Source organism: Actinomadura nitritigenes (genome assembly GCF_017573545.1).
Lineage (GTDB): Bacteria > Actinomycetota > Actinomycetes > Streptosporangiales > Streptosporangiaceae > Spirillospora > Spirillospora nitritigenes.
In genome coordinates, this window is record NZ_JAGEOK010000007.1 from 233,592 (window position 1) to 255,305 (window position 21,714).

The 21,714-nt window shown below is 73.0% G+C and carries 21 protein-coding genes; 7 read left to right on the plus strand and 14 right to left on the minus strand.

All coding sequences use genetic code 11. The features are described 5' to 3' along the window. Nucleotides 1-355 precede the first annotated feature (355 nt). From J4557_RS12785 to J4557_RS12795, 3 genes are read right to left on the minus strand one after another with little or no spacing between them, the layout of a single operon-like run. Nucleotides 356-1,216 (minus strand): DUF4097 family beta strand repeat-containing protein, encoded by an 861-nt coding sequence (locus J4557_RS12785; RefSeq protein WP_208266708.1) that lies wholly within the window; start codon nucleotides 1,214-1,216, stop codon nucleotides 356-358. Further along, a complete protein-coding gene (locus tag J4557_RS12790) occupies nucleotides 1,213-1,860 on the minus strand; it encodes a response regulator (RefSeq protein ID WP_208266709.1) in 648 nt (215 codons plus the stop codon). Before J4557_RS12790 ends, J4557_RS12785 begins: the two co-directional genes overlap by 4 nt. Continuing rightward, a complete protein-coding gene (locus tag J4557_RS12795) occupies nucleotides 1,848-3,119 on the minus strand; it encodes a sensor histidine kinase (RefSeq protein ID WP_208266710.1) in 1,272 nt (423 codons plus the stop codon). Before J4557_RS12795 ends, J4557_RS12790 begins: the two co-directional genes overlap by 13 nt. Nucleotides 3,120-3,292: 173 nt before the next feature. Between J4557_RS12795 and J4557_RS12800 the strand changes: the two genes are divergently transcribed. From J4557_RS12800 to J4557_RS12820, 5 genes are all read left to right on the plus strand, one after another. After that, nucleotides 3,293-4,471 (plus strand): hypothetical protein, encoded by a 1,179-nt coding sequence (locus J4557_RS12800; RefSeq protein WP_208266711.1) that lies wholly within the window; start codon nucleotides 3,293-3,295, stop codon nucleotides 4,469-4,471. A gap of 427 nt (nucleotides 4,472-4,898) precedes the next feature. After that, entirely contained in the window at nucleotides 4,899-5,471 is a 573-nt protein-coding gene (locus tag J4557_RS12805; protein WP_208266712.1) for a hypothetical protein, read from the plus strand. A gap of 39 nt (nucleotides 5,472-5,510) precedes the next feature. Continuing rightward, a complete protein-coding gene (locus J4557_RS12810) occupies nucleotides 5,511-6,092 on the plus strand; it encodes a TetR/AcrR family transcriptional regulator (protein ID WP_208266713.1) in 582 nt (193 codons plus the stop codon). A 178-nt stretch (nucleotides 6,093-6,270) separates the two neighbouring features. Further along, nucleotides 6,271-7,032: an SDR family NAD(P)-dependent oxidoreductase gene (locus J4557_RS12815; RefSeq protein WP_208266714.1), complete on the plus strand. Its 762-nt coding sequence runs from the start codon at nucleotides 6,271-6,273 to the stop codon at nucleotides 7,030-7,032. Nucleotides 7,033-7,070: 38 nt separating this feature from the next. Continuing rightward, on the plus strand, nucleotides 7,071-7,760 hold the full coding sequence (locus tag J4557_RS12820; protein WP_208266715.1) for a class I SAM-dependent methyltransferase: 690 nt from the start codon (nucleotides 7,071-7,073) through the stop codon (nucleotides 7,758-7,760). 126 nt (nucleotides 7,761-7,886) lie between these two features. Here the strand turns inward: J4557_RS12820 and J4557_RS12825 are convergent, their stop codons facing one another. The 5 genes from J4557_RS12825 to J4557_RS12845 form a co-directional block, all read right to left on the minus strand. Beyond that, nucleotides 7,887-8,492, minus strand: a complete 606-nt coding sequence (locus J4557_RS12825; protein ID WP_208266716.1) for a response regulator — start codon at nucleotides 8,490-8,492, stop codon at nucleotides 7,887-7,889. Beyond that, complete coding sequence (locus J4557_RS12830; protein ID WP_208266717.1) at nucleotides 8,489-9,625, minus strand: sensor histidine kinase; 1,137 nt, start codon at nucleotides 9,623-9,625, stop codon at nucleotides 8,489-8,491. Before J4557_RS12830 ends, J4557_RS12825 begins: the two co-directional genes overlap by 4 nt. A 122-nt stretch (nucleotides 9,626-9,747) precedes the next feature. Further along, nucleotides 9,748-10,419 (minus strand): ATP-binding cassette domain-containing protein, encoded by a 672-nt coding sequence (locus J4557_RS12835; RefSeq protein WP_208266718.1) that lies wholly within the window; start codon nucleotides 10,417-10,419, stop codon nucleotides 9,748-9,750. A gap of 91 nt (nucleotides 10,420-10,510) precedes the next feature. Beyond that, nucleotides 10,511-11,803, minus strand: coding sequence for an alpha-amylase family protein (locus tag J4557_RS12840; protein WP_208266719.1), 1,293 nt, complete (start codon nucleotides 11,801-11,803; stop codon nucleotides 10,511-10,513). A 53-nt stretch (nucleotides 11,804-11,856) separates the two neighbouring features. Further along, nucleotides 11,857-12,291 carry a MarR family winged helix-turn-helix transcriptional regulator gene (locus J4557_RS12845; protein WP_208266720.1) on the minus strand — a complete coding sequence of 145 codons (435 nt, stop codon included), beginning with the start codon at nucleotides 12,289-12,291 and terminating at the stop codon, nucleotides 11,857-11,859. 40 nt (nucleotides 12,292-12,331) lie between these two features. Here J4557_RS12845 and J4557_RS12850 point away from each other — a divergent pair, with 40 nt between their 5' ends. Continuing rightward, nucleotides 12,332-13,795: an FUSC family protein gene (locus J4557_RS12850; RefSeq protein ID WP_208266721.1), complete on the plus strand. Its 1,464-nt coding sequence runs from the start codon at nucleotides 12,332-12,334 to the stop codon at nucleotides 13,793-13,795. On the opposite strand, the gene J4557_RS12855 is transcribed toward J4557_RS12850, so the two are convergent. Further along, on the minus strand, nucleotides 13,749-14,915 hold the full coding sequence (locus J4557_RS12855) for a lactate 2-monooxygenase (protein ID WP_208266722.1): 1,167 nt from the start codon (nucleotides 14,913-14,915) through the stop codon (nucleotides 13,749-13,751). The two genes, J4557_RS12850 and J4557_RS12855, sit on opposite strands and share 47 nt — an antisense overlap. A 175-nt stretch (nucleotides 14,916-15,090) precedes the next feature. Here J4557_RS12855 and J4557_RS12860 point away from each other — a divergent pair, with 175 nt between their 5' ends. Next, the gene (locus tag J4557_RS12860) at nucleotides 15,091-17,616 is read left to right on the plus strand and encodes a DNA gyrase/topoisomerase IV subunit A (RefSeq protein WP_208266723.1); all 2,526 of its coding nucleotides are present in this window, start codon (nucleotides 15,091-15,093) and stop codon (nucleotides 17,614-17,616) included. A gap of 52 nt (nucleotides 17,617-17,668) precedes the next feature. Here the strand turns inward: J4557_RS12860 and J4557_RS12865 are convergent, their stop codons facing one another. From J4557_RS12865 to J4557_RS12885, 5 genes are all read right to left on the minus strand, one after another. After that, a complete protein-coding gene (locus J4557_RS12865) occupies nucleotides 17,669-18,265 on the minus strand; it encodes a cysteine hydrolase family protein (protein ID WP_208266724.1) in 597 nt (198 codons plus the stop codon). Continuing rightward, the gene (locus J4557_RS12870) at nucleotides 18,262-19,941 is read right to left on the minus strand and encodes a purine-cytosine permease family protein (protein WP_208266725.1); all 1,680 of its coding nucleotides are present in this window, start codon (nucleotides 19,939-19,941) and stop codon (nucleotides 18,262-18,264) included. The genes J4557_RS12865 and J4557_RS12870 overlap by 4 nt, the downstream gene beginning before the upstream one ends. A gap of 195 nt (nucleotides 19,942-20,136) precedes the next feature. Then, complete coding sequence (locus tag J4557_RS12875) at nucleotides 20,137-20,688, minus strand: flavoprotein (protein WP_208266726.1); 552 nt, start codon at nucleotides 20,686-20,688, stop codon at nucleotides 20,137-20,139. 132 nt (nucleotides 20,689-20,820) lie between these two features. Continuing rightward, nucleotides 20,821-21,216, minus strand: coding sequence for a hypothetical protein (locus tag J4557_RS12880; RefSeq protein WP_208266727.1), 396 nt, complete (start codon nucleotides 21,214-21,216; stop codon nucleotides 20,821-20,823). A gap of 86 nt (nucleotides 21,217-21,302) precedes the next feature. Further along, on the minus strand, nucleotides 21,303-21,665 hold the full coding sequence (locus tag J4557_RS12885; protein ID WP_208266728.1) for a nuclear transport factor 2 family protein: 363 nt from the start codon (nucleotides 21,663-21,665) through the stop codon (nucleotides 21,303-21,305). Nucleotides 21,666-21,714 lie beyond the last annotated feature (49 nt).

Here is a 21,714-nt window from a genome sequence, read left to right on the forward strand (position 1 = left end):
GATGGCGTTGGAAGTTCATGCGCGACTCGGGTCTCGGAGTTCGCTCGCTTCGGGGCGCGAGGCTCAGGCGGGGGCCCTCAGCGGTCACACATTCGCCGGCAGCACGTACGCCGCATGGCCCGCGCGTTCAGCGGGCCGCGCTCACGGCACGGGCGTACGAGGCTCATGCCGGCAGTCAACCAACCAACGACAAATGACGCAAATCGCGCCAGGGCCGCGAACGCGCCGGTCAGCGGCCCGCAACGCGCTCACGGCAGGCCGGGGACCCGGGCGCGGCGGGCCGCCGCCGCGCACCCGTCCGCCGTCCGCCGGACGCCCGGAGAGGCGCTCATCCTGCGGCGTCGCGGGAACCGGGTCAGTCGTCGTAGTAGTCGAGATACGACGAGCCCGAGCCGCTGCGGATCGAGATCGACCGGTCCGACCTGTCGTCGACGAGCGCCCGGTTGAGATGCGTATCACCCGAGCCGGTCCAGCCCTGGACCCGGTAATGCGAGCCCACCGGCACGATGACCTTCACCGAGCCCGCATGGGCCGACAGGTCCACGGTCCGCGGCGGCTCGGCGTAGCGCAGGTCGACTTCCCCCGAGCCCACCATCGCCTCCGTGTCGGCCGAGGCCAGCCGGGTGCCGCGGATCGTCCCCGAACCGGCCCGCGCCCGCAGCGCGCCCCGCGAGCCGACCACGCTGATCTCACCCGACCCGGTGCGCAGGTCCATGTCGCCGTTCACGCCGCGCACGGTGATCTCCCCCGAGCCCGACGCCGCCGAGACGCGCACGCCGGCCGGAACCTGAACGTCGAGGTCGACGCCGCATTCCCAGCCGCCGTAGAGCGCGACGTCGCCGGGACACCACGTGGCGATGGACAGCACGTCGCCATGGAGCGACTCCGTCACGACCGGCTTCCGCAGCACCCACCTCAGCCGCTTGAAGACGCGCGCCCGGCCCGCCGGGCCCGTCCCGATCGACACCTCGGCGCTCCCGGCCTCGACTCGGAGCTCCTTGATCGCGTGATGGTACGGGGTGACGTACTCCGCGCTCCGCCGCATCGCCCGCCCGCCCATCGCCAGGCAGATGGGAACGACCACGACGGCGGCGGTGGCGGCCGCGAGGAAGATCCACACGCCGCGGCGCCGCGGCCGGTCCCCGGCGGCGTGCGGCGGGCCCGCGTGGGGCGAGTCGGCGTCCGGCGCGGCGGCGCCGGTCCCGGTGGCGGTCATGTCTCCCCGTCCAGAAAGCGCAGCACGGCCAGCACGCGGCGGTGGTCGCCCTCGGCGTGCGGGAGGTCGAGCTTGGCGAAGATGTTGTTGATGTGCTTGGCGACGGCGCTCTCGCTCACCACGAGGGCGGCGGCGATCCCCGCGTTCGAACGGCCCTCCGCCATCAGCGCCAGGACCTCCTTCTCGCGCGGAGTCAGCCGGTCGAGGGGGTCGCGATGACGGCGCAGGAGCAGCTGCGAGACGACCTCCGGGTCCAGCGCGGTGCCGCCGGCGGCCACCCGGCGCAGCGCGTCGAGGAACACCGACACGTCCGCGACCCGGTCCTTCAGCAGGTACCCGATGCCGCTGGTGCTGATCGACAGCAGGTCCGCCGCGTACCGCTCCTCGACGTACGCCGACAGCAGCAGGACGGCGACCTCCGGCGCCTCCCGCCGCATCACCAGCGCGGCGCGCACGCCCTCGTCGGTGAAGCCCGGCGGCATCCGCACGTCGACGATCGCGGCGTCCGGGCGGTGCTCGCGCACGGCCGCCAGCAGGCCCTCCGCCTCGCCGACCGCCGCCGCCACCTCGAAACCGGAGGTCTCCAGCAGCTTGATCAGCCCGGCTCGCAGCAGGACCGAGTCCTCGGCGATCACAATGCGCACGGCAACTCCACGGTGATGGTCGTCGGCCCCCCGGCGGGGCTGGTGATCCGGAAGGTGCCGTCCACCGACCTGACCCGGCGCCCGAGCCCGGTCAGGCCCGTCCCCCCGGCCGGGTCCGCGCCGCCCACGCCGTCGTCGGCGACGGTCACGCGCAGCCGCTCGCCCTCCCGGATCACCGCGACGTCCACCGCGGTCGCCTTGGCGTGCTTGACGACGTTGGTGAGCGCCTCGGACACGACGAAGTACGCGACCGCCTCCACGGTGGACGAGGCCCGCGGCTCCACCTGGACGCGCAGCCGGACCTCCAGCGGCACCCGTGCCGCGACGCCGGACAGCGCGGCGTCCAGCCCCAGGTCCTCCAGCACCGCCGGGTGCAGCCCGCGGATCAGGTTGCGCAGTTCGGTCAGCGCCTCCTTGGCCTCCTCGTGCGCCTCGACGATCACCCGCATGGCGTCGTCGGGCACGCCGGTGAGGGTCTCGCGGGCCAGTCCGAGGTTCAGCGCGAGCGAGACGAGCCGCTGCTGCGCGCCGTCGTGCAGGTCGCGCTCGATGCGGCGGCGTTCGAGGTCGGCGGCGTCCACGACGCTGGCGCGCTTCTCGGCCAGGTCCTCGACCTGGCGCTCCAGCTCGGCGGCCCGGTCGGGCCCGAGCAGCGCGGCCGCCGCCCGCGCGTCCAGGCTCCGGACCCCGGCGGCGACCCACGGCGCCGCGATCAGCAGCAGGACCCCGACGACCGACAGGATCCCGACGCGGACGGCGTGCGCCTTGTCCACCGAGCTCAGCGGGCTCGTTCCGGGCAGCGCCCAGGTGTACGCGCCGGAGGACGCGAGGATCGCCCCGCCGGCCCACGCGGCGATCGCGGCCAGCCCCCCGAACGCCAGCATCGGCCCGACGACCAGGTGGTACCGCAGCACTCGCCACACCTCCGGCCTGCGGAGCCCGCGCAGCACTCTCCATGCGCGCTCCTCGTCGAAGCCCGGCATGGGCGGGATGTGCAGCCCCAGCATCGCCCAGCAGCGTTCCCGCTGCCAGCGCGTCAGCGGCCGCAGCGCAAGCAGCGTCAGCGCGCACGACGCGGCCAGCACCAGGAGGATCTGCGTCAGGTTCACCGGCGCCCAGAACGGCCAGACCGAGCACAGGACGACCCAGCCGGCGAACTGCAGCGGCACCCCCGAGGCGACGAACGTGGTGTCGCGCCACGCCGCCGGCGACCACGGAGCGTGCGCCAGGGCACGCCGGGCCGGAGAGATGGATGCCATGGACGCAACCGTATTGCCCCAGTTGGGGCATCGCCATGAAACGAGCATCCGGGACGAAGGTGAACCTGGTACCACCCCCGGTCGGATATGCGCGCTACTGATCGTGAGCCCGTCCGCGGTCAGGCTTGATCTTGCACCCGGTCAGCGGTGCGAGATCACCAGGGAGTCCAGTCATGGTCGCGAACACCGTCCCGTTCCCCGTCCCCGGCCGCCGCCCCCGGCCCCTTCCCCGTCCTCGGCCCCGGCTCCGGCGGACCGCCTCCCGTGCCGCCTCGTCCCGTCGCGGGACGCTCGGCCCGTGGGAGCGCTGGATCGGCCTGGGCCTCGCCGCCGGCGGCGCGGTGATGGTGCCGTGGATGTTCGTCCTCGCCCGCACTCTGCCGTCCACCACCCAGGTGTCGAACTGGCCGATGGCCTGGATCGGGCTGGACGCGCTGATCGGCGCCGGGCTCCTCGGCACCGGCGTACTGCTGGCGCGGCGCGACCCCCGGCACGGCCTGCCCGCCGCCGCCACCGGCGCCCTCCTGGCCATGGACGCGTGGTTCGACGTCCTGACCTCCGCCCCCGGCGCAGATCGCGCCCTGGCCGTGGCGTTGGCCGCCGGGCTGGAACTGCCGCTCGCATGCGCCTGCGCGGCCCTCGCCGTCCGCTCTCTGCGCCCCGCCCCGGCACACGCCCAGCACACCGCAACCGACAACGCCCATCCGACGCCCGTCCAGCCCGCAGGAACCGACCAGGACCACTCAACGCCCGCCCCGCCGAGCGGAACCGGCAACGCCCGCCCGACGCCCGTCCAGCACACCGCAACCGACAACGCCCGCCCGGCGCCCGTTCAGTCCGCAACGATGGGCGGCGAGCACCCGGCCGCCGTTCAGCGCGGGGACGACCGCCCGGCCGTCCAGCCCAGCGAGACCATCGACGACCACCCGGTAGCGCTTGAGCCCAGCGGGATCGATGACGATCAGCCGGCGGTCGTCCGGCCCGCTGGGACCGACGAGAACCGCTCGACGCCCGTCCAGACACTAGGAACGACGGTGGCCCCCCAGCGGCCTTTCAGACCAGCGGAACCGTCGACGGCCAACCAGTGGCCTTGGAGCCCGGCGCAACCAACAGCGACCGCCCGGCGCCTGTCAGCCGAGCGAAACCGGCATAGACCGCCCTGTGTCCGTTCAGGCCGCAAGAACGGACGTTGGCCATCCGGGGCCCTTCCAGTCCAGTGGGGCCGACGGCCCTGGCCGGCGGGGCCGTCGATGGCCGCCCGCAGCGTTTCAGCCCAGTGGGATCGAGGACGGCCAGCCGACGGCCCTCCAGTCCGTCGGAAGCGACGAGGGTCGGCGCCTGCGGACGGGTGACGCTGCGAGAGCGCTTCGCGTGTGCAAGAGCGATGAGCAGGCGCGCTGAGGTATGGCCGGGAGAGCGCGTTCGGGTACGCGCAGCGGGGCTGTGGCAAGACCCACGCGGCGGCGCCCCGGAGAAGGGATGGGGCGTGGGGGCAGTGCGGCTGGACACGAAAGAGAAGGGGCTGTGTTCGAGAGTGCGCGGAATGTGCGGGAGTACCGAGACGAACGGGTCGAAGGGCTCCGACCTCGGTGGATACGGGGACGGAGCGGGCGCCGAAGATGCGGGCGACAGGGCGATGAAGGACAGATGGCAAAGCATCGACGGGAGTACGCCAGACGGGTGAAACCAGACGAGCCGGACCTCTAGAGTGAGTCGAACGTCGGGGCCCTCTCGCGGGAGGGCCCCTACCCCTGCCTGCACGATCAGAGGTCCCCGAACATGAACGACCACGAGGTGCATGAGGAGTGCCTGCGGCTCCTTCGGGACGGCATGCCCGATCCCGCCCCCGACACCTTCGACGAGGAACGGGACTTCCTTCCGCTCGGCCTCGACATGGACGGCGACGTCGCCGTTGTCACGTTCCTCCACCAGTGGGGCGGGAGCGGCGTCGACCCGTTCATCGAGGGCAGAACGTTCCACCGGCGGGACGGCGAGTGGATGGGCCTCGGCGGGGGCGGCGGTTCGGCGCCCTACGAACCCCTGGTGCGCCGCTCGTCCGGTGAGATGGGCCGCTACCTGTACAAGTACGGCACGGGACGGACGGTCCGGAACGCCAACCGGCTGCTGCCGTGGGGCGCGAAGTGGGTGAACGAGGCGCGGCTGCGGGCCTCGGCCGAGGTGACGCGGGTCCGGGTGGGCAAGCGGTTCCTCCACGTCCCGCCGCACGGGCACATCGTCGTGGTGTGGGGCGCCCGGCGCGGTCCCGTGGTCGAGGCGCTCGCGGCGGACGGCTCGGTGCTGGACACGCTGGACCTCGACCGTCCCGCCGTCCCGGCACCCTCGGACGCCTGATATTTGACCGATCGTTCTCGATAGCCGTACCGTCGACCCATGGCGCGGACCAAGGAGTTCGATCCGGACGCGGCGCTGCGGCGCGCGCTGGAGCTGTTCTGGGAGCGGGGGTACGAGGCGACCTCCATGGCCGACCTCGTCGAGCATCTCGGCATCGCCCGCGCGAGCGTCTACGCGACGTTCGGCGGCAAGCACGAGCTGTTCCTGCGGGCGCTCGAGCGCTATCTCGAGACGACCGATCCGAAGATCGCCGAGGCGCTGTCGCAGCCCGGCCCGGTCCTGCCCGCCGTCCGCGCGCTGATCGACCGGTACGCCGATGAGGCGGGCCGGGATCGCCCGCGCCTCGGCTGCCTGGTGGTGAACACGGCGGTCGAGCTGGCCGCCCGGGACGCCGAGGCGGCGCGCCTGGTGGAGTCCAGCTGGAACTTCCTCGAGGCGACCCTGACGTCGGCGCTGACCCGCGCCCGCGCGCAGGGCGAGCTGCCCGGCGGCGCCGATCCGCGCGGCCTCGCCCGGCTGCTGCTGGTGATCTTCCAGGGCATGCGCGTCCTGGGCCGGGCCCCGGCGGAGGAGGCCCGGATCCGCGACGCCGCCCGCCAGGCCCAGGCCCTCTTCGCCTGATCGCCCCGCAGGCGCCTCGGCGATCTCGACGCCGCCACGCACAGGAGCCGGCGCCCCGCACGCGGGCGCGCTGACGCCGCCGACCCGCACGACCGACCTGCCTGTGCAGGTCGACACCCCTGCCCCGTCCGAGCCTCTGCCCTTATTCGAGACCGATCATTCTGGAATTGGAGATGCCATGAGGAACCGCTTCACCGACCGGGTCGTCCTGGTCACCGGCGGCGCCGGCGCGATCGGCCGGGTCACCGCCCGCGCCTTCGCCGAGGAGGGCGCCACCGTGGTCCTGTCCGGACGCGACGAGAAGGCCCTCGTCCAGGCCGTCGAGGAGATCCAGGCGGGCGGCGGGCGCGCCGACCACGTGGTCGCCGACCTGACCGTCCCCGGTGACGCCGCGGCCATGGTCGCCGCGGTCACCGGCCGCCACGGCGGCCTGCACGTCGCGGTCAACAACGCCGGAACGCTCGGCCCCGTCGGTCCCGTCGCCGACCTCGACGACGACGCCTGGCGCACGGTCATCGACGTGAACCTGACGGGCGTGTTCCTGTCGATGAAGCACGAGATCGCCCACATGCGCGCGCACGGCGGCGGCACGATCGTGAACATCGCGTCCAACATCGGAGTGCACGGGCGCAGGCCGGGGATGGCCGCGTACGCCGCGTCGAAGGCGGGCGTCAGCATCCTGACCCGCTCCGCGGCCATCGACCACATCGCCGACGGGGTGCGCGTCAACGCGGTCAGCCCCGGCGCGAGCGACACCCCGATGTCGCTGCGTCCCGGCGAGACCAGGGCGGAGCGCGACGCGCGGCTGAAGTCGGCCATCCCGGCGGGACGGCCGAGCGACCCGTCGGAGGTGGCCGACGCCGTCCTGTGGCTGGCCTCCGACGAGTCGGCCTACCTGGTGGGCCACGACATGGTCGTCGACGGCGGCACCACCGCCTGACGAGGCATCCCCGAGGCCCCGGTGGGCAGACTCACCATATGGCCCTGACCCCCGATCACGACGAAGACCCGGAGCGTTTCCGCCTCGCCGCGCGGGTCACCCGGCAGTACCTGATCGGGGCGCGGAGCCTGCACGACCACATCGCCGCCAAGCTGATGGCGGCGGGGGCCTCCCGGGTGCTGGACATCGGCTGCGGGGAGGGCGCGCTCCGCCGCGTCCTCCCCGACTCGCCGCGGTTCCGGTTCGTGGGCCTGGACGCGTCCGCGGCGCTCCTGCGCGCCCATCCCGCGCCGCGCGTGCGGGCGGACGCGCTGCGCCTGCCGTTCCGCGACGGCGCCTTCGACGCGGCCGTGGCGGTGAACCTGCTGTACCACCTGGACGAACCGCACGTCGCCCTGCGCGAGGCGCGGCGGGTGCTGGCACCGGGCGGGACCCTGCTGGTCTCGGCGATCTGCCGGACCGACAGCCCGGAGCTGGCGCCGATCTGGCGTCCCGAGCCGTCCGCCTTCGACGCCGAGGAGGCGCCGGCGCGGGTCTGCGAGGTGTTCGGCGAGGTGGAGGTGGAGCGCTGGGACGCCCCGCTGATCACGCTGCCCGACCGGGCCGCGATCCGCGACTACCTGATCGCCCGGCGCGTCCCCCGCCTCCAGGCCGCCGAGGCGGCGTCGCACCTCCCCACCCCGCTCCCGGTGACCAAGCGGGGCTCCCTCCTCCTGGCCCGCCGCTGACCCGGTCCCCGGCGTCCTGAACAGCTGATCGGCCTCCGAGCCGACCCCGCGGCCTGGCCCCAACGCCGGCCCTCAAGGTCGCCGCCTACCACCCAACGCCTGCCCCCGTGGATCGCTGTGCGGGAGTCAGAGCCAGCCGAGGTCCCGGGCCGCGTTGACGGCGGCGTGGCGGTTGTGGACGCCGAGCTTGGTGACGGCGGCGGACAGGTAGTTGCGGACGGTGCCCTCGGACAGCCCGAGCGCGCGAGCGATCCGAGAGACGGGGGCGCCGTCGGCGGCGGCGCGCAGGGTGTCGAGCTCGCGGGGGGTGAGGGGGCACTCCTCGGCGGCGAGGGCGTCGGCGGCGAGCTGCGGGTCGATGTAGCGGGCGCCGGCGGCGACCTGGCGGATGACCTCGGCGAGCTGGGCGCCCGGGGCGTCCTTGCCGAGGAAGCCGCGGACGCCGGCGGCCATCGCGCGGCGCAGGTTGCCGGGCCGGCCGTGCGCGGTGACGATCACCAGGCGGCAGCCGGGCAGGTCGCGGGAGAGGCGTTCGGCGGCGGCGAGGCCGTCGAGGCCCGGCATGTCGATATCGAGGACGGCGACGTCGGGCCGGAGGGCGAGGGCACGGTCGACGGCCTCGTCGCCGCGGCCGACGTCGGCGGCGACCTCGATGCCGTCCTCGGTCTCCAGCAGCAGGACGAGGGCCTCCCTGATCAGCAGGTGGTCGTCGGCCAGCAGGACGCGGATCATGCCTCTCCCCTCGGTGCGGGGGCCGCCGGGACCGCGGCGGTCACCCGGAAGGTCCCGTCGCCGGACGGTCCGGCGCTGAAGCGGCCGCCGGCGGCGGCGATCCGCTCGGCGAGGCCGGTCAGGCCGCTGCCGGAGTCGCCCGCGGCCCGCCGCGGCGCGCCGTCGTTGACGATCTCGACGTGGACGCGGTCGCCGTCGGCGCGCACGGTGATCTCGCACCAGGTGGCGCTGGAGTGCCGGAGCACGTTGGTGGCGGCCTCCCGGGCGACCCAGCCGAGCGGTTCGTGGACGTGGGCGGGGAGCTCGGGGGTCACCTCGGGCCGGTCGCAGCGGATGCCGGCGGCGCGCAGGACGGCGGACATCCCGTCCAGCTCGGTGCGCAGGGACGTGGCCCGGTAGCCGCGGACGACCTCGCGGACGTCGCGGACGGAGTCGCGCGCCATCGTCTGGATCTCGGTGAGCTCCTTGCGGACGCGGCCGGGGTCGCGGTCGAGGTAGCGTTCGGCGACCTCCGCGCGGAGCGCCACGGCCTGGAGGCTGTGGCCGAGGACGTCGTGCAGGTCGCGGGCGAAGCGGAGGCGCTCCTCCCCCACGGCGGACCGGGCCACCTCGGCGCGTGCCTCCCGCAGTTCCTGGACGACGTGGAACAGCCATACCTGTACGTATCCGGAGAAGGCGGCGAGCGGCACGCCGACCATCTCGTAGAGGACGCTCAAGGCGGGCAGGCCCAGGACGACGCCGTACACGGGGGTGAGGACGGCCGCGGCCGCCGCCACCGGGATCGCCTGGGGGAGCGGCAGGACGACGGCGATGAGCCCGGCGGGGACGAGGAGGGCGTTGCCCCAGCCATGGCCGACGCCGAGCAGCGGCAGCGTCCAGCAGATCGCGGCGATCGCCGCAAGCCCGAAGCGGTGGCCTGGGGCGGTGCGGCGCATCATGTTGAGCCACAGCATCCGGGCGTAGAGCGCGAAAGCGGTGGCGACGCCGGCGGCGGAGAACGCGACGCGTGCGGGGTCGTGGCGGTCGAAGACCTCGTACCAGAGCGCGGGCAGGAGGAACCCGGCCAGGGTGACCGCCGTCATCCCCACGATGATCGCGGCGATGACGGTGGGGCGCGGGATCCTCGGCTGCACGCGCCCAGAGTATGCGGGTGTCAAGGGGGCAGGGCGCCGCCTGGACCGGTGTGCGGGGACGATCCCGCCGAGCGCGCGCAGGAGCGGGGTCCGGCCGCCGTCGTCCACGCTTCCGGCGCCGGTCAGGCGGCGTGCGGGGCGTGCCGCCGGGCGGCGGTGCCGAGCCGGGCGGAGGCGCGTCCGGTGACGAGGCGGCCGTCGTCGAGAACGCCGACCCGGTCGGCGCGGCACGCCTCACCGGTGTCGCGGGTGGTGATCACGACGGTGCTGCCGTGTACGGCCAGCAGGAGCAGGACGGACCAGACCTCGCGGGCGGCGGCCTCGTCGAGCCCGGCGGTGGGCTCGTCGAGGAAGAGCACGTCGGAGCGGCCGATGAGGGCGAGCGCGAGGTCGAGCAGGCGCCGGCGGCCGGGGTCGAGCCGCTCGAACGGGACGTCGGCGTGGCCGGTGAGGCGGGCGAGGCGCAGCGCCTCGTCGCGGGTGACCGGGTCGAGGGTCCAGCGCCGCCAGGTGTCGATGATCTCGGCCACGGTCAGCCCCGGGAACAGGCCGCCGTCGCGCCAGACGGTGCCGGACCGGGCGGCGTCGCGGTCGGTGTAGGGGTCGGCGCCGCGGACGCGGACCGTCCCGCCGGTCGGGCGCCGCAGGCCGGCGAGCATCTCCAGCAGGGTGGTCTTGCCCGATCCGTACCGGCCGAGCAGCGCGTACACCTCGCCCTTCGCCACGGTGAACGAGACGTCTCGCACGGCCTCGTTCAGCTGCAGGTCGCGTACCTCGATCACGTGTGCCTTCATGGGTTCCATGCTGCCGACGGACGATCTCCGCGTGCAGTCACGGACGTCAGGTAGGGACCATGAGGTTCGCAGGGGCCGGCCATGACATCTGTCATGGGTGGGCGATGGCCCAGCCGTACGGAGGTATCAGGGCGCCTTCGCCGTGGAAGTCGGCGTCTCCGGCAATGCGGGTCCATCCGGCGGCGGGGAGGTCGGCCTTGGCGGGCTCGTCGGCCAGGTTGAGGACGACGCCCAGACGCTCATCGCCCTGCCCCACTGTGTAGGAGAACGCCGTATTGGTCAAGGTGGCGACCTTCGTGTGCGCACGGACGAGCCAGGGGTGGCGGCGCCTCACGCCGATGAGGTCCTGGTGGAGGCGATGGTGGGGAGCACCGTGACCGGGCGTTTCGTCAGGGCGCGCCGGGAAGGCGGGACGTATGGCGTCGTCGCCGCCTTCGCGTTCCTCTTTGATGCCGTGGAAGGCGAACTCGTCACCGGCGTAGATGGACGGGACACCGGCGGTGGTGAGGAGGACGACGAGCGCGTGGGCGAGGTGGCGCTCGTCGTCGAGGCGGCTGGCGATGCGCGTCACGTCGTGGTTGCCGACGAAGGTCTGCGGGACGAACGTGTCGAGCATCCCGTCGTGGCGGGTGAGCGCATGGGCCAGTTCGAAGAAGTTGCGGTCGTTCAGCGAGCTCCAGATGGCCTTCCATAGTTCGTACTGGGTGACGGAGTCCAGTCCGCTGCGTTCCACGAAGCCCGCATAGTCGCCGTGGATGACCTCGCCCAGGAGCCATGCGTCGGGGAAGCGCGCGCGGACGCGGTCGGTCACCGTCCGCCAGAACTCCGCCGGGACGGCGTACGCGGCGTCCAGCCGCCATCCGTCGACGCCGCGCTCCAGCCAATGGCTCATGACCTCGACGGTGTAGTCGGCGACCGCCGGCTCGTCATGGTGGAGGGCCACGAGCTTGTGGTGGCCCTCGAACGTGCGGAAGTCGCCGTCGCCGTCGGGGACGAACCACCCCGCGTACGGCGACGCCCCGCCCCGCGCCTGGACGTCGGCGAAGCGCGGGAAGCTCCGGCCGACATGGTTGAACACCCCGTCGAGGAGGACCCGGACGCCCCGGCCCGACGCCGCCTCGACGAGCCGCAGCAGGTCGTCCTCGTCGCCGAGGCGCGGGTCGACGCGGAAGTGGTCGACGGTGTCGTAGCCGTGGGTCTCGGACGCGAACACGGGCCCAAGGGCGAGTCCGTTGCAGCCGAGCGCCACCAGGTGGTCGAGCCATCCCGCGATCCGCTCCAGCCGGTGCTCGGGCGGGGCGCCGGGCGGAAGGGCAGCGCGTTCGGCGCCCGTGAAGCCGAGCGGGTAGACGTGCCACCAGATGGCGTGATCAGGCCAGCGCATGCGCGTCTCCTTACCCGGGAATCATCGCTCCCAAAATAGTAAGCGTCGACGAACTATTCGGTCAGCCGGTCCATCAGCCGGGCGGCCAGCCGCAGCACCCCGAGCTCGGTCTCGCCCAGCTCGCCGAGCGCCCCGGCGAGCCAGGCGTCGCGCTCGTCCAGATCGCGCCTGAGCGCTTCGATCCCGGCCGGGGTGATGGTCAGCACGGCCTGCCTGCGGTCCCGCTCGTCGCGCGCACGGAAGATCAGCCCCGACTCCTCCAGCTCGGCGAAGACCCTGGTCAGCGACTGCGGCCGCTGCTTCTCGGCGGCCGCCACCTCGCCCGCCGAGCTGGGGCCGCTGCGGGCCAGGTGCCCGAGCACGACCAGCTTGTTGCTGCTCAGCGCGTCCGGGGAGCGGGAGGCGCGCATCCGGCGCGCCATCCGCATCACCCCGCGGCGGATCTCCACCACCGCTTCCCTCGGCACCTCGGGCCGATCGCTCGCCATAATGCTACGCTATCCCTTACTAATTCTCGGGAGGTGGGCCATGACCGCGGGCACGGTCCGGACACTCGGCGCCGCGAGGGCGCCGGTCGCCGTCGCGGCCGCCACGATGGCCGCCGTCCTGGCGTCCTTCGGGTCGGCGCTGCTGCTGGAGCGCGCGGCGCACCTGCACGCCGACGTCGTCATGCAGGCCGTCGTGCTGGCCGTCACCCTCTCCAGGGCGCATCGCGGGGCCCGTCCCTCCGACCGCCTGATCGGGTTCGCCGTCCTGCCCACCGTCGCGCTCGCGTCGGTCGGCCTCGGCACCCTCATGCGCGACGACGCGCTCGCCGGGGACGCCGCGTTCGCCGCGCTCGTCGCGTCCGGGGTCTGGATCCGCCGCTTCGGGCCGCGCTTCACCAAGGCCGGCACGCTGATGATGCTCCCAGCGATCGCGCTGCTCGTCATCCCTCACGGCGGGCCCGGCGCGCCTTCGACGGCCCTGCTGTGGGCGCCGGTGGTGGCGCTCATCGCCTACTCCTGGGTGACGGTCGTCCAGGTCGCCGTGGAGCGCCCCTGGCGCGCCGGCCACGTGGAGGCTCCGGCTCCCGCGGCTGCCGGCAAGCGGCTGCCCGCCAGCACCCGCATGGCGGCGCAGATGGGAGTGGCCCTCTGTGCCGCGTTCGCCGCGGGGCACCTGCTGTTCCCGGATCACTGGCCGTGGGTCGTCCTCACGGCGTTCATCGTGTGCAATGGGGCGCGCGGACGCGGCGACGCCCTCCACAAGGGTCTCCTGCGCGCGCTCGGCGCAGCCGGGGGGACGGCCTTGGCCGCCCTGGTGTCCGGCCTGTTCGCGCCCCGGGACCCCGACGCGGTCGTGCTCATCTTCGTCGTTCTGGGCCTGGCGGCGTGGCTGCGCCAGCGGAGCTACGCGTACTGGGCCGGCGGGGTCACAGCCGCGCTGTCGCTGCTGTACGGGTACCTCGGCCAGTCCGCCGTCCCCCTGCTGCATACGCGCCTCGAAGCGATCCTCGTCGGCGCCGCCATCGGCTCCGGCGCGGCGTGGTCCGTCCTGCCGTTCCGCACCAGGGACGTTCTGCACCGCCGCGTATCCGAGTCCTTGGCAGCCCTCACCGACGTCCTGAAGGGCGAGCCACACGCCCGCGCCCGTTTCGAACACTCCGTCGCCGACATGGACACCGTCTACGGACCGCTCCGGCTCCACCGGTTCGTCACACGCGCGCGGCCCCACCCGGCCGACGTCATCGACGTCCTACGCGAGACCGTGCCCCACGTCCGCGCCCTTGAGCACGGCGTCAAAGGTCTGCGCACCAACGTGGCCGCCGTACGGCGCGCAGTGGCCGGAAGGGACGACGGCACGCCCTACCGGCCGCTCGCTGCGGACGAAGGCGACGCCGCGCATGCCATAGACGCGGGACTGGCCCGCATACACGCGATCTACGCCCCGCCGCCACCGGACCCTAAGCGCGAACCAGAGTCTCCGGAGAGAGCTCGTCCGGCCGGGTGACGCCGGACAGCGCCATGGTCAGCTCCAACTCGGCCTGGATGCAGCGCAGGACGTGCTGCACCCCCGTCTGCCCGCCGAGCGCCAGCCCGTAGGCGTAGGGGCGCGCGAGCAGCACCGCCTTGGCGCCCAGAGCGAGCGCCTTCGCGACGTCCGATCCGGTGCGGATCCCGCTGTCGAACAGCACGGTGGCCTGGTCGCGGACGGCGTCGACCACGCCGGGCAGCGCGTCCAGCGACGCGATGGCGCCGTCGACCTGCCGCCCGCCGTGGTTCGACACGATCACGCCGTCCATCCCCGCGTCCACCGCGCGGCGGGCGTCGTCGGGGTGCTGGACGCCCTTCAGCGCGATCGGCCCGTCCCAGTGGTCCCGCAGGAAGACCAGGTCGTCCCAGGTCAGCGACGGGTTGCCGAAGTTGGCGACCCAGTGCAGGAGCGCGGTGTCGCGGTTGGCCTCGGTGACGGGCCCGCCGACCGCCTTCTGGAAGACGGGGTCGCTGAAGTAGTTGGCGACCCCGATGCCGCGCAGGAACGGCAGGTACGCCTGGTCCAGGTCGCGGGGCCGCCACGCCAGCGTGAACGTGTCGAGCGTGACGACGAGCGCCGTGTAGCCCGCCGCCCTGGCCCGCTCCAGGAAGCTGACGGCCAGCTCCCGGTCCTTCGGCCAGTAGAGCTGGTACCAGCGCGGCGCCCCCTCGCCGTTGGCCTCCGCGACCTCCTCGATGGAGTGGGACGACGCGGTGCTGAGCACCATGGTGAGCCCCTCGGCCCCCGCCGCGCGCGCGGTGGCGAGCTCCCCGTCCGGGTGGAAGATCGACTGCACGCCGATCGGCGCAAGCAGGACCGGCGAGGGCATCGCGGTGCCGAGGACCTCCACCGACAGGTCGCGGTGCGCCACGTCCCGCAGGAACCTCGGGACGATCCGCCACCGGTCGAACGCGTCCCGGTTGGCCCGCGCGGTCGCCTCGCTGCCCGCCGATCCCGCCACGTACCCGAACGCCTGCGCCGACAGGACGCCCTCGGCGAGCCCCTCCAGCCTCGTCAGGTCGGTCGGCAGCGACGGCCGCACGTCACCGAGTCCCTGCAGGTAGATCGAGTTCTGAAAGTCGGCCAGCGCGCTCATCGGATACCTCCGCGGGGGACGCGGCCGGGGCCCGGCCGCGGGCGAGAAACCGTCCGGGACCAATCTGCCACGACCGCTGACCGGATCGCGCGCCGCGCCGGCGCCGGGATCAGATCCGCGGCCCATCCGGTGGGGCGGGCGAAAGATGTCGGCGGGACCGGCCACAATGTGGGGCATGGCACGACGCGGATCCCAAGCCCCTCCCCCGCCGCCGGACTTCGAGGAGAACATCGTCGACGTCGACGTCTCCGAGGAGATGCGCGGCAGCTACCTCGAGTACGCCTACTCGGTGATCTACCAGCGGGCGCTCCCTGACGCCCGCGACGGGCTGAAGCCCGTCCAGCGGCGGATCCTGTACTCGATGAACGAGATGGGGCTGCGCCCCGACCGCGGGCACGTCAAGTGCGCGCGCGTCGTCGGCGAGGTCATGGGCAAGCTGCACCCGCACGGCGACAGCGCGATCTACGACGCGATGGTGCGGATGGCCCAGCCCTGGGCGATGCGGATGCCGCTGGTCGACGGGCACGGCAACTTCGGCTCGCTCGGCGGCGACGACCTGCCCGCCGCCATGCGGTACACCGAGGCCCGCATGTCCCGCGAGGCGCTGATGATGGTCGCCTCCATCGACGAGGACACCGTCGACTTCCGGCCGAACTACGACGGCCAGGAGCAGGAGCCGGAGGTGCTGCCCGCCGCGTTCCCGAACCTGCTGGTGAACGGCGCGTCCGGGATCGCCGTCGGGATGGCCACCAACATGGCCCCGCACAACCTCGGCGAGGTGGTCGCGGCGGCCCGGCACCTCATCGACCACCCCGACGCCACGCTCGACGACCTGATGCGCTTCGTCCCCGGTCCCGACCTGCCCACCGGGGGCATGATCGTCGGCTTGGACGGCATCCGCGACGCCTACGAGAAGGGCCGCGGGACGTTCCGCACCCGCGCCACCACGACCATCGAGAACGTCACGCCCCGCCGCAAGGGAATCGTGGTCAGCGAGCTGCCGTACGCGGTGGGCCCGGAGCGCGTCAAGGCCAAGATCAAGGAACTGGTCAACGCCAAGAAGATCCAGGGCATCGCCGACCTGAAGGACCTCACCGACCGCAACGTCGGCCTGCGCCTGGTCATCGAGATCAAGAACGGCTTCAACCCCGAGGCCGTCCTGCAGGACCTCTACCGGCTCACGCCGATGGAGGAGACCTTCGGCATCAACAACGTCGCGCTCGTCGACGGCCGGCCGCGCACGCTCGGCCTGCGCGAACTGCTCCAGGTGTACGTCGACCACCGCATCGAGGTCGTGCGGCGCCGGTCGATGTTCCGCCGCAAGAAGCGCGAGGACCGCCTCCACCTCGTCGACGGCCTGCTGGTCGCGCTGCTCAACATCGACGAGGTCATCCAGGTCATCCGGCAGAGCGACGACGCCGGGCAGGCCAAGCAGCGGCTGATGCAGATCTTCGAGCTGTCGGAGATCCAGGCCCAGTACATCCTGGACACCCCGCTGCGCCGCCTCACCCGCTACGACCGGCTCGAGCTGGAGAAGGAGAAGGAGCAGCTCGCCAAGGAGATCGCGAAGCTGACCGCGATCCTGGAGTCGGAGCGGAAGCTGCGCGGCCTGGTGTCGAAGGAGCTCGGCGAGGTCGCCTCCGAGTACACCACCCCGCGCCGGACGATCCTGCTGGAGTCCTCCGGCCACACCGCCGCGGCGGCCGTGCCGCTGGAGGTCGCGGACGACCCGTGCACGGTCCTGCTGTCGTCCACCGGGCTGATGGCGCGCACGCACGGCCCCGAGCCGCTGCCGGACAGCGGCCCGCGCGCCCCCCACGACGTGCTGATCTCGGTCGTTCCGGCGACGGCCCGCGGCCAGGTCGGCGCGGTGACCTCGCTCGGGCGGATGATCCGCGTCGACGTCCTCGACCTGCCGACGCTGCCGCCGTCGGCGACGCCGCCGTCCCTGGCGGGCGGCGCGCCGGTGACCGAGTACGTCGACCTGGAACCGGACGAGACGGTCGTGGGCGTGGCGGCGCTGTCGGAGGAGGGCGGCGGGCTCGCTCTCGGCACGGCCCAGGGCGTGGTCAAGCGGGTCGTCCCCGACTTCCCCGCCAACCGCGACGAGTTCGAGGTCATCGGGCTCAAGGAGGGCGACCGGGTCGTCGGCGCCGTCCAGCTGCTGTCGGAGGACCAGCACCTCGTCTTCATCACCACCGACGCGCAGCTACTGCACTTCGCCGCGTCCAACGTGCGGCCGCAGGGCCGCGCCGCCGGCGGCATGGCCGGCATCAAGCTGGGCGCCGGCGCCCAGGTGCTGTGGTTCGGCGCGCTCGACCCCGGCCGCGAGGCCCGGGTGATCACGGTCTCCGGGTCGTCGTCGGCGCTGCCCGGCACCCAGACGGGCGCGATCAAGCTGGCCGACTTCGCGGACTTCCCCGCCAAGGGCCGCGCGACCGGCGGTGTCCGGGCGCACCGGTTCCTGAAGGGCGAGGACGTGCTGCTCCAGGCGTGGGCGGCGCCGACGCCGCTGCGCGCCGCCGGTGCGAACGGCAAGCCCGCGACGCTGAACGTGACGCTCGGCCGCCGCGACGGGTCGGGCGAGAGGCTGAGCACCCGCCTCGTGTCGATCAGCGGCCCCATCGGCCCCGTTCCGCCGGACACCGAAGCCGACACGGACGCCGACGCCGACACGGACACGGACACCGACGAGACCTGACGGCGAGCCGGGCCTGCAGACCGCGGGCCCGGCTCACGTCGACGTGCGGTGGTCAGGCGGCTGGGACGGGGGCGAGGGCTTCGGTCACGGTGGTGACGGTGGCGAAGCCGCAGTCGCGCATCACCTCCAGGCCGATCTCGTGGAGGCGCGGGGTGAGGGCCGCGCAGGCGTCGCCGAGCACCGTGACGCGGTAGTCGCGCATGTAGGCGGCCCGGACGGTGGACTCCACGCAGACGTTGGTGACGACGCCGCAGACGAGAAGGCGATCGGCGTCGAGCCCGCGCAGGAGCGGGTCGAGGGACGTCCACAGGAAGGCGTCGAAGCGGGCCTTGTCCACCACCAGGTCGTCGGGGCCGCAGCCCAGTTCGTCGGCGACCTCCGCGTCCCAGCTGCCCAGGGCCAGCGCGGAGATCTCGGCCAGCGCCGGGTGGGCGCCGCCCAGGTTGGCGCCCTCGTCGGCGCGGCCGGGCCGGTAGACGTGGCGGGTGAAGACCACCGGTGTCCCCGCGTCGCGGGCGGCGGCCACCGCGGCGGCGCACTGCCGTACGGCCCGGTCCGTGTCGGCGAGGGCCATGCCGAGGGTGGGGAGCGATCCGTCGGGGTGGACGAACCCGTTCTGCATGTCGACGACGATGAGGACGTCGGTCATCGGAGTGCCTCCGGGGCCTGTTCGAGGGACGTGGGGACGGACGGGGCCGGCGCCGTGCCGGGCATGCCGAGCAGGACGGGCCCCTTGGGCGGGCGCCACGCGCTGGGCTTGCAGGCGTCCCGGCAGGAGCCCTCGGTGGAGCAGCACAGCGAGCAGATGTGCCCCTGGTGGAACGGGCAGGTGGCCATGTCCGCGACGTCATAGGACCCGCTGCACACCGCGCAGGGCAGTTCGGTGGCGCCGTCGGGGAAGACGCTCGTCCGCGCGATGTACCAGCGGCCCCGGGTGAGCACCGCGACGAGGGGCGGCAGCGCCAGTGCGAGGACGAAGGCGATGAAGGGCGACAGGTCGGCGGCCGTGGAGCCGAACGCGCCGTAGTAGGCGACGATCGAGACGGCCGCGGCGGCGACCATCGAGCCGAAGCCGACCGGGTTCACGTTGTACAGGTGGGCGCGGCGGAACTCCACCTCGGACGGGCTGAGCTTCAGCCACCGCTTGTTGATCACCAGGTCGGACGCCATGGCGGCGATCCAGGCGATGCCGATGTTGGCGTACCAGGCCAGCACGGTGACGATGTGGGCGAAGATGTCGATCTCCATGAGGACCAGCGCGAGCGCGACCTGGAGGATCACCCACACCGCGCGGCCGGGGTGCCGGTGCAGCAGCCGGGAGAAGAAGTTCGACCACGACAGCGAGCCCGAGTAGGTGTTCATGATGTTGATCTTGATTTGCGAGAGCAGCACCAGGAGGCCCGCGAGGACGAGCGCCACCGTGTGGTCGCCGACCGCGCGCTCGTACACGACCGTGAACAGGTCGACGGGGACCGCGACGTGGTCGGGCGTCGTCTCGGTGCCGGCGTAGCCGACGAGCAGCGTGGACGCGAAGAAGATGACGACGGCGAACAGGGACAGGCCCGGGCCGCCCATCAGCACCGCCAGCCGCCATCTGCGGCGCCCCGCCGCGCCCTTTGGGTCGGGCATCAGCCGCAGGTAGTCACCCTGTTCACCGATCTGCACCGCGAACGACAGCTGCGCGGCGGCGATGGTGAACACGGCGGTCAGGGTGAGGCCGCCGACGGCCGCCGCGCCGTGCGCGGTGACCGGGTGGACCATGTGGTGGCCGGCGGACGGGGAGGTCGCCGCGATGGCCAGGGCGAAGCCGATCAGCAGGATCCACAGCGGCCACGTCCACGCCTGGAACTTCGAGCTGAAGGTCATCCCGTAGAGCGTCAGCGGCACCATGACGACGGAGACGATCACGTACGAGACGTGAACGTCGACGTGGGTCAGCGCGGTCACCGCCTGCGCCATGATCGCGCCCTCGTAGGCGAGGAAGATCAGCGTGTAGGTCGCGTAGACCAGCGAGGTCACCGTGGAGCCCAGGTAGCCGAACCCGGAGCCGCGGGTGAGCAGGTCGATGTCGATGTGCCTGCGGGTGATGGCGAACGCGATGACGATGGTCAGCGGCAGCGTGACCACGCTCGCGACGGCGAACCCCAGCAGCGAGCTGCCGAAGCCGAACTCGTTGACGAACGCGGCGTCCAGCGCGTATCCCGCCATGGCGGACAACCCCACCAGGCAGCTCAGGAACACCATCCACGGCGACCACGTGCGGAACGCACTGGGCGTGTACCGCAGGGAGTAGTCCTCCATCTGCGGGTTCTCGGCCAGGTCCAAACCCGGCTCCTTTCCTAGCGGGGCGGCGGGCACCGCAGAAGCTAGGAACGGGATGTTTCTCCGGGGTGTCGGGACCGGTTGCGCCCCGTTACGCCGGGCCGTCCCGCAACGAAGGGCCTCTGGCCTGCTGGTTCGTACCGGCGGGCGGGGCATGCGCCGGGTCGGGACGGGTTTCGGCCGGACCCGTCGCCCGGGTCATCCCTTTGTCAGACCGGCGTGGAGCGAGCGCAGGTGGTCGTGCAGGTCCGTCCAGGGGAACGTCGCGCCGCTCGGTTCGTCCGAGTCGGGGTTCGGGAGGCGGTCCGGGTCGATGAGGACGGTGACGCCCCAGGCGCGGAGCTCGGCGATGCTGCGTGGGAAGGCCGGATGGCGGGCGAGCGCCGCGTTGGGCCACGGCGCGGCGACGATCGGGCGGCCCAGCCCGAGGGCCTCGTTGAGCAGGCCGAGCGCCAGCGTGTCGCTGATGCCGTGCACCCACTTGTTGACGGTGTTGAACGTCGCCGGGACGACGGCGAACGCGTCGGCGGGCGGCAGGACGTCGGGCTCCTCGGGCCGCTTGTAGTCCGAGCGGACGGGGAGGCCCGTCATCTCGGACAGCCGCGCGGCGTCGACGAACTTCGTGCCGGACGGCGTCGCGACGACGCACACCGTCCAGCCGTCGCCGAGGAGCCGCTCGACGAACGCCGGCAGCTCCGCGGCGGGGCGCCCGCCGCAGGCGATCACGTACAGCACGGGACGTGCGGACATCCGGCCTCCTCGGTTCCCCCTCCGACCACTCTGCCCTACGTCCGGCGCATCGAGCGCGGCATCGGCGACGTGACCGCCACGCCGACGACGGCCGCGCTCGTCTGCGCGGACAGGCGGCCGGCGAGTTCCCGGTCAGCTGTAGAAGGTCGTCGAGCCCTTGGAGACCTTGCGGGACCACCACTTCCCGCCGACCTTGTACTCGAAGAAGGCCGGGCCCGCGGGCGACTCGAGCGTGGCCACGTTGCAGACGGCCTTGCTGGCGCCCTTCGTCACGGTCTTGCCTCGCACGGTGTGGGCGTAGACCATCGTCTGGCAGGAGATCCTGATGCGGGACGGGCGGGAGCACGGGTTGGAGTCGACCCAGAGCGTGCTGGAGATGTTCCCGTGCCCCTTCCAGTGGTAGGTGATCGGGCAGTGGCTCGGGTCGGCGGAGGCCGGGGAGCCCGCGGCGACGACGGCGGCCAACGGCGCGGCCACGGTCAGGGCCACGGCGGCGGCGACGCGCGGCACGGACGTGATGGCGACCATGGGGATCCTTTCGGGAGGCGTTCAATTGGATCATGAACGTCGCCCCGGATCCTGTCAGATCCCGGACCATCGCACGGGCGAAATGATCAATGCTCGATGTCGTCGGGCCCCCAGTGCGCCTCCATGCGGACGATCTTGCCGTCGGCGCCGAAGGTCATGACGTCGATGACGCGAATGCGCATGCCGGTGACGTGCACGGTGAAGGCCATCGCGGCGCGGTCGCCATGCGAGCCGCGGACGGGGCCGTCGAGCGAGAGCTTCGCACCGGCGGCCACGGCGTTGCCGTAGAACTCCTCGATCGCGGCGCGGCCCTCCATCGGCGGGTCGCCGACCGGGTCGACCACGACGGCGCCGTCGGCGAACAGGGCGGTGACGGCAGCGGGGTCGCCGGAGTTGAAGCCGTCGACGTAGGCCTGGAGCGCGCTCTTCATCTGTTCCTGGGTCGGCATGCGACCGAGGCTACCAAGCGCCTGCTTGGCCTTCGCCGCGCGCCCGCTG

Bases quoted from the DNA above. Each gene is read 5' to 3' on its own strand.
- J4557_RS12785 (WP_208266708.1), bottom strand. From the start codon at position 1,216: ATGACCGCCACCGGGACCGGCGCCGCCGCGCCGGACGCCGACTCGCCC.
- J4557_RS12795 (WP_208266710.1), bottom strand. From the start codon at position 3,119: ATGGCATCCATCTCTCCGGCCCGGCGTGCCCTGGCGCACGCTCCGTGG.
- J4557_RS12800 (WP_208266711.1), top strand. From the start codon at position 3,293: ATGGTCGCGAACACCGTCCCGTTCCCCGTCCCCGGCCGCCGCCCCCGG.
- J4557_RS12805 (WP_208266712.1), top strand. From the start codon at position 4,899: ATGAACGACCACGAGGTGCATGAGGAGTGCCTGCGGCTCCTTCGGGAC.
- J4557_RS12810 (WP_208266713.1), top strand. From the start codon at position 5,511: ATGGCGCGGACCAAGGAGTTCGATCCGGACGCGGCGCTGCGGCGCGCG.
- J4557_RS12815 (WP_208266714.1), top strand. From the start codon at position 6,271: ATGAGGAACCGCTTCACCGACCGGGTCGTCCTGGTCACCGGCGGCGCC.
- J4557_RS12820 (WP_208266715.1), top strand. From the start codon at position 7,071: ATGGCCCTGACCCCCGATCACGACGAAGACCCGGAGCGTTTCCGCCTC.
- J4557_RS12825 (WP_208266716.1), bottom strand. From the start codon at position 8,492: ATGATCCGCGTCCTGCTGGCCGACGACCACCTGCTGATCAGGGAGGCC.
- J4557_RS12835 (WP_208266718.1), bottom strand. From the start codon at position 10,419: ATGAAGGCACACGTGATCGAGGTACGCGACCTGCAGCTGAACGAGGCC.
- J4557_RS12840 (WP_208266719.1), bottom strand. From the start codon at position 11,803: ATGCGCTGGCCTGATCACGCCATCTGGTGGCACGTCTACCCGCTCGGC.
- J4557_RS12845 (WP_208266720.1), bottom strand. From the start codon at position 12,291: ATGGCGAGCGATCGGCCCGAGGTGCCGAGGGAAGCGGTGGTGGAGATC.
- J4557_RS12850 (WP_208266721.1), top strand. From the start codon at position 12,332: ATGACCGCGGGCACGGTCCGGACACTCGGCGCCGCGAGGGCGCCGGTC.
- J4557_RS12855 (WP_208266722.1), bottom strand. From the start codon at position 14,915: ATGAGCGCGCTGGCCGACTTTCAGAACTCGATCTACCTGCAGGGACTC.
- J4557_RS12860 (WP_208266723.1), top strand. From the start codon at position 15,091: ATGGCACGACGCGGATCCCAAGCCCCTCCCCCGCCGCCGGACTTCGAG.
- J4557_RS12865 (WP_208266724.1), bottom strand. From the start codon at position 18,265: ATGACCGACGTCCTCATCGTCGTCGACATGCAGAACGGGTTCGTCCAC.
- J4557_RS12875 (WP_208266726.1), bottom strand. From the start codon at position 20,688: ATGTCCGCACGTCCCGTGCTGTACGTGATCGCCTGCGGCGGGCGCCCC.
- J4557_RS12880 (WP_208266727.1), bottom strand. From the start codon at position 21,216: ATGGTCGCCATCACGTCCGTGCCGCGCGTCGCCGCCGCCGTGGCCCTG.
- J4557_RS12885 (WP_208266728.1), bottom strand. From the start codon at position 21,665: ATGCCGACCCAGGAACAGATGAAGAGCGCGCTCCAGGCCTACGTCGAC.